The sequence below is a fragment of the Halorubrum tibetense genome (assembly GCF_042661865.1).
Classification (GTDB): Archaea; Halobacteriota; Halobacteria; order Halobacteriales; family Haloferacaceae; genus Halorubrum; species Halorubrum tibetense.
In genome coordinates this window covers 1-3100 of sequence record NZ_JBHSWW010000285.1, presented here as the reverse complement: position 1 = coordinate 3100, position 3100 = coordinate 1, and the positions used below count along the sequence as shown (strand labels likewise).

Below are 3100 nucleotides of genomic sequence, written 5' to 3'. Positions count from 1 at the left end.
CCGGGCGTCCGGCGGGGCCGTCGGGAACGACTCGCCGAATCGGCGGCGGATCGGCGGGGAGGCGTCGACGACGTCGTGGCCGGCGTCGAGGAGGAGGCGGGTCAGCGCCGTGGTGTAGATCCCGCGGATGCGGACGTTCACGCCGCGACACCTCCGAGGTCGACGCCGGGTCGTGGGTCGAGCTGGACCGTCATGGGGAACGGTTACGACGCCGACGGCTTAAGTCGGATCGAACCGAAGGCGGCGTATGGCATCACGGTCGGACCCGATCGAGGAGGCCGCGGACGACGACCGCGACCTCTACGACATCGCCACCTGGGAGGAGCGGACCTCCTTGGACGGGCTTTCGGTCGCGCTATACTGGCTTCTCACCCGGTCGGCGAAGGCGTTCATCGTGCTGTTGGCCGGGGTCATTCTCCTCGCTATCCTCGCGTCGTTCGGGTTGGGACTCCTCTTCGACCCGGCCGTCGCCGCGCTCGTGGCACTGTCGGCGCTGCCCGCGTTCGGCCTCGCCGCGTACGTGTACGTGTCCGATGCCACGACCGCCGAACCGCTCTCGCTTCTGGTCGCGACGTTCCTGCTGTCGGTGTTGACGGCGACGTTCGCGGCGGTGCTCAACGACCTCGCACGCCCCCTGTTCGCGCCGTTCGGCTTCCTCGGCCTCGTCCTGTTCTTCTTTATTATCGTCGGGCCGGTCGAGGAGACGGTGAAACTGCTCGCCGTTCGGCTGTACGCGTACACCGACTCGCGGTTCGACTCGGTGATCGACGGGGCGGTGTACGGGGCGATCGCGGGGCTCGGCTTCGCCGTCATCGAGAACCTCGTGTACATCGCACAGAACGTCGACCTCGAGGCGCTCACGTTCGGCGTGGCCGCGCTCGGTGCCGGTGACGGGATCGCGGCGCTACGGGCGCTCGCAGGCCCCGGACACGTTATTTACTCGGCGTTCGCCGGCTACTACCTCGGGTTGGCGAAGTTCAACCCGGAACACAAGGGGCCGATCGTCGTCAAGGGGCTCGTGATCGCGGCGACGATCCACGCGCTGTACAACAGCCTCGTCGGCCCGTTCACCGTCGTGATATCGGTCGTCACTGGGATCCCCCAGGTTCCCGCGCTGTTCGTGTTCGTCCTCGGGTTCCAGGGGTTCTTCGGCTACCTGCTCCTCCGAAAGCTCCGGCGCTATCGGGACGTCTACACGGCGACGCGGGGGGACGACACCGACCCCGGCTCGACGACGACGCGGGAGGACGCCGACGAGGCGACCGTCCCGGATCACGACGGCGGGAGCCCGACGAACGGCCGCGACGAGACGAGCGCACGCGACGATCCGCCGACGATCGAGCGAGGCGATGCGGACGGGCGAGTCGATCTCGATGAAGCGGACGGGCGAGTCGATCTCGATGAAGTAGCCGATGTCGACGAACCAGTCGACCCCGACGAGCGAGCCTAAGGAGGTGATTCGACGCGGGACCGGTCGCCGGTACCGCCGGTGAGCGCGCTCGCGAGCGCGCCTTTGACGACGACCTCGTCGCCGAGGTCGGTCAGCCGGATCTCGGGGACGTTGATGAACACCATGTCGGGCAGCTTTTCGCGGACGGGATCAAGCAGTCGGTCGGGGTTGTTGAGCGCGACCGCGCCGCCGACGCTGACGACGAGCGGGGCGTACGCGTGGATCACGTTGGCGATCCCCATCGCGTTCCAGTGGGCGAGCTGGGCTATCACGTGATCGGCGAAGGTGTCCTCTCCGGCCGCCGCGAACACGTCGACCGCGGAGAAGTCGGGATCGTCGATCGGAAGCTCGGTGTCGATAGGGTCCTCTTCGTGGAGCTCGCGGGCGTATTCCGGGATGTTGTTGCCTGAGCAGTACGCCTCCCAGTGGCCGTCGTGACCGCAGCCGCAGGTCATGAACCCGTGCGGGTCGACGGTCATGTGGCCGACCTCCCCGGCGTTGCCGTCCCAACCGGAGAGCACCTCCCCATCGACCGCGACGCCGGCACCGATCCCGGAAGAAACCGTGAGATACACCATGTCATCGGGGTTGCGCTCGGCGTGGAACCGTTCGCCGATCACCCCCGCGTTGGTGTCGTTGTGGAGGTGGACATCGTCCGTGTCGAGCAGTCGCGAGAGCGGGCCGACGAGGGGGATCCGCTCGACTGTGTCCGGGAGGTTGGCGGGCCCCAACACGACGCCGGCCGCCAAGTCGAGCGGGCCGATCGATCCGATGCCCGCGGCGACGACCTCGCTCGGGTCGACGCTGGCCTCGGCACACGCGTTTCGAGTGACTTCGAGGACCGCCTCGGTGACAGCGATCCCGTTCGGGCCGCGAGGGGTTCCGCGCTCGTCGGATCCGAGCACGGTCGCCGTCTCGTCGCCGACGACCGCACGGACGTTGGTCGCGCCGAGGTCGACGCCAACGTAGTAAGCCATCAGCGAACACAGGGTCCCATTGCCACTTAATCGGGACGGTTCCGGTGGGACGGTTGTGGGACGAACGACGCCGAGAACGGGAGATCAAAACGACGGGCGATCCGTTCCGCCCGGTGGGTCGACGAACAGCGGCTCGCCGGGCGGACGGCCGTAATCGACGATCCAGAACCGGTCGTCGTAGACGCCCACGTTCTCGGGTTTCAGCTCGTCGAAGTGGAACGTCCCCGCGTGTGCCGCCAGCGACTCTCGAACCCGGTCGAGTGCGGTCTCCCGTGCGGGTTCCGGCGGCGGAACCGTCGCCCGCGGCATCACGACCCAGTCGCCGCCGTCTTCGGCGTCGACGACATCGCGACTCGCCGCGTCGCTGTCGTCACCGACCGCTACGTCGCTGTCGTCACCGACCGCTACGTCGCTGTCGTCGCGGTCATCCCCTCCCGAGCCGTCCGCGTCGAGGACCGGGAGGAACGGGTGCGAGCCGATCTGATCCCATGTCCGACGTTCCCGTCGGTTCTGTGTACGGCCGTCCCCCATCTCGGCCGAGGGGCCATAGCGCGCCAGCTTCGCGACGAGTCCGTCGTGGTCCTCCGGAGACGTGACGCCGTCGGCCGGCAGCGCCACGGCGACACGGCCGGTACCGACCGCGAGCGCCCTGAGCCCGTGTGCCGTCTCGGCG

1 protein-coding gene and 2 pseudogenes are annotated in these 3100 nt (G+C 68.4%); 1 reads left to right on the top strand and 2 read right to left on the bottom strand.

All coding sequences use genetic code 11. The annotated features are described in order from the left end of the window. Positions 1-247 precede the first annotated feature (247 nt). Positions 248-1225 (top strand): annotated as a pseudogene (locus ACFQEU_RS13770) (PrsW family intramembrane metalloprotease); the annotation flags it as partial. A gap of 221 nt (positions 1226-1446) precedes the next feature. On the opposite strand, the gene ACFQEU_RS13765 reads toward ACFQEU_RS13770, so the two are convergent. Next, a complete protein-coding gene (locus ACFQEU_RS13765; protein WP_379783078.1) occupies positions 1447-2427 on the bottom strand; it encodes an ROK family protein in 981 nt (326 codons plus the stop codon). 84 nt (positions 2428-2511) lie between these two features. Next, positions 2512-3100 (bottom strand): annotated as a pseudogene (locus ACFQEU_RS13760) (hypothetical protein); the annotation flags it as partial.